Annotated in this window: 3 protein-coding genes and 1 tRNA gene; 3 read left to right on the top strand and 1 reads right to left on the bottom strand. The window is 64.5% G+C overall.

All coding sequences use genetic code 11. The annotated features are described in order from the left end of the window. Window positions 1-304: 304 nt before the first annotated feature. Window positions 305-802 (bottom strand): DUF2147 domain-containing protein, encoded by a 498-nt coding sequence (locus VW23_RS21440; RefSeq protein ID WP_069911536.1) that lies wholly within the window; start codon window positions 800-802, stop codon window positions 305-307. Between the two features lie 250 nt (window positions 803-1052). On the opposite strand from VW23_RS21440, the gene VW23_RS21435 reads away from it, so the two are divergent. The 3 genes from VW23_RS21435 to VW23_RS21425 all read left to right on the top strand — a co-directional run. After that, window positions 1053-1143 (top strand) — tRNA-Ser (locus VW23_RS21435). Window positions 1144-1505: 362 nt separating this feature from the next. Further along, the gene (locus VW23_RS21430; RefSeq protein WP_069911535.1) at window positions 1506-2063 is read left to right on the top strand and encodes a flavin reductase family protein; all 558 of its coding nucleotides are present in this window, start codon (window positions 1506-1508) and stop codon (window positions 2061-2063) included. Between the two features lie 454 nt (window positions 2064-2517). Continuing rightward, on the top strand, window positions 2518-2937 hold a 420-nt coding region (locus VW23_RS21425; protein WP_176730455.1), incomplete at its 3' end, for a sugar phosphate nucleotidyltransferase.

Raw genomic sequence — 2937 nt, 5'->3', positions numbered from 1 at the left:
CTCCCCTTGTGGTCGCGGGACGAGGGCGCAGCCCTCGCCCGGAGGTGCCCGAAGGGCGGATGAGGGGTCCGCGCAACGAAGTGTAGCGCGGCCGGAGCGAAGCGACGGACGACGAGTACGCGGAGAGACCCCTCATCCGGCCTTCAGCCACCTCGCGGCGAGGGCTTCGCCCTCGTCCGCTGACCACAAGGGGAGAAGGCACTCCAACTACTGTCAGTGGTTCACATGCAATTGCCCTGCCCTCAAGGGGGAGGGAGGCGACCCCGTCAACTCCCGACGAAAGCAGGGCCCTCCCGCAAGCCCGCTACTCAGCCACAACTTCCAGCGGGACCCGCGACCAATCCTGCTCCTGGCAGAGCACATAGAGCACGCACCCCTTGAGCCGGATCAGGTCGGCCGAGCGCACCTCGACCGACCCTGAATAGATGTTGCCATCCTCGGGGTTGTAGATCTCACCCTCATAGAACATCGGGTTGCCGGTCTGCCGCAGCGCCAGGATCTGCAGCCCCTGGATCGGCCGCCCCTGCAACGCCGGATCCTTGTTGTTGGCGTCGGTAAACGATGCCGGATCGATGCTCTCCAGCTGATCGCCATACTTCTGTTTGATCGCCTCGGGGATCACGATCTTGGTGATGTGACCGCAATAGCCGACCGGGCAGGCGATGATCGTCAGCTCGGTCTGTGCCGTCGTCAGCCAGACCCCCTCGATCAGCGCTGGCAGCGTCTGCTGCGCCGCCGCCGGGCCGGCGCCCAGCGCCACCGATATCGCCACGATGCTCGTCAGCTTCTGTAACCAGGCCATGGGTTCATCCTCCGCAAAGATCGCCCATCCGGTCCGCTCGAATCGAGGAGAACTCCCCGATTGCGGCAACTACGGCCATCGTTGCGCAGCCTCTGGTCAAATCAATGGCAAAGTTCAGCAAGTATCGTGACACGACGACCGGCGCGGCACTTCTGCATCACTTGCCCGGCGCCGGTCATTTATTGCGTTGCGGCCGCACCCGAAAAACCCCTTGCCCGCCCGGACGATTGCCCCTATCAGACCCTCCGACGGAGAGGTGGCCGAGTGGTCGAAGGCACGCCCCTGCTAAGGGCGCAGACCTCTAAAGGGTCTCGTGGGTTCGAATCCCATCCTCTCCGCCACTTCCCCCACATCATTGAACGGCCTGTCGCTGTGTTGGCATGGCGTCGCCGCGTTCCGACTCTGCTCGCTCCTGCGGGCACTGTTCTCCGTGGTATTTAGTCCACTAAAATTATGGACTAAATGCAGAAATAGCATGGCGTTCTCAATCCGCGCCGCTCTCGCGGCACAATTTATAAAGGCCTCACCACATTAGCAACGGCTGCTCTCGCGCTGGGGCGGCCTGTCGTGGTGCAATTTGCCCCATGTCGAACGTTACGCCGCACCGCCGCCCAAGCCTGCCGCAGCCGCTGTGGTCGCTCAGCGCTCGTGGCCCCCGCTCGGCTGCGCCTCGTCGCCATGTCCCGACCCACGGAGTTGCGTGATGACTTTGCTCGATCCCAATGTGGCCGCTACGGCCTTGCAGGATGCACCAGCTGATGCGGCCACCTTCAAGCTCGCGATGCGTCACCTGGCGGGGGCGGTGAGCGTCATCACCACTGGGCGTGGCGAGCAGCGCACCGGCTTTACGGCGACCTCGGTTTCGTCCTTTTCAATGGAGCCGCCGGCGATGATCGTCTGCCTCAACCGTTCGTCGTCGTCCTGGCCGGTGGTGCAGCAGCACCTGGGTTTTTGCATTAACCTCCTCGCACACGACCAGTTGCACGTCGCCGATCGCTTCAGTGGCCGCGGTGGCGCCACGGGCGTCGCACGCTACGAGGGCGCGGCATGGCAGGAACTCGTCACCGGCGCGCTCGGTCTTTCCGACGCCCTGACGGTGATCGACTGCGAGCTCGACGAGGCGATCGAGCGCCATTCGCACGCCATCCTGATCGGCCGGGTCCGCGCCATTCGCACCCGCGAAACGGCGGAGCCGCTGCTCTACTGGCACGGCGCCTATCGGCACATCTCGAATCTGGACCGCGTGCTGACTTCGGCCTGAGGCCTGGGGCAGGGCAGTCATCATCAACGCGGGGAGCACAAGGTTGGACATCAGGCGTATCGACGAGCGGGTCAGTGCTGAAGCGACGAATCGCGCACCAACCCGCCGGGCCCAAGACCTGACAAGACCTGAGCCTCAATTCGTCCCACCCCTTCCTCGGGACGTAACCGGCGCCGCGTGTCTCCCTCTCCTTGGCACACGGCGTCGATGGTTTGCCGACGGCGACGGCCCCGCGATCAGGCCGATTGTCGATGGCCACTATCCGGCGGGGCTGACGGATGCTACCGCGTTCGTGGTAGAGTTTTCCAACCCGCCGCAACAGCACGTTTGACTGGCCATGGCGTCTTCGTTCCGCGCCGCCGCCGTATCGACCGTGACCTTCTGAACCACCAAATCAGCCCCTCGCATCCAATCGCGGCAAGTGTGCGGGCACCTACGCCGAGGCCCAGAACCCATGACTGAAGCCACCTTGATCGTACCGGTGATCCTTGCAGGCGGGCAGGGGACCCGCCTCTGGCCGATGTCGCGTGCAGCTCGCCCCAAGCAGTTCCTGCCGCTGACCGGCCCGACTTCGCTCTATCAGCAGACGCTGCTGCGGGTCGCCGACCCTTCGCGCTACCATCCTGCAGTCATCGTCACCAATGCCGAGTACCGCTTCCTCGTCGCCGAGCAGGCGCAGGAGGCCGGTGTCGCAACCTCCGCCGTGCTGCTCGAGCCGGTGGCCCGTAACACCGCCGCTGCCATCGCCGCCGCCGCCGTGCATGTGCGGAAGGCCTTCGGCGACGATGCGGTGATCCACGTTCTCGCTTCCGATCATGCCGTCGATGCCGACGACAACTACTGGTGGCTCGCTCTTTTACACATCTCAAGCGGT

Origin of the sequence: Devosia insulae DS-56, from assembly GCF_000970465.2 — a bacterium.
GTDB lineage: Bacteria > Pseudomonadota > Alphaproteobacteria > Rhizobiales > Devosiaceae > Devosia_A > Devosia_A insulae.
This window is presented reverse-complemented; position numbering and strand designations above follow the sequence as displayed.

What these genes read in the sequence shown, in the direction of transcription:
- VW23_RS21430 (WP_069911535.1), top strand. Translation starts at nt 1,506, where the DNA reads ATGACTTTGCTCGATCCCAATGTGGCCGCTACGGCCTTGCAGGATGCA.
- VW23_RS21440 (WP_069911536.1), bottom strand. Translation starts at nt 802, where the DNA reads ATGGCCTGGTTACAGAAGCTGACGAGCATCGTGGCGATATCGGTGGCG.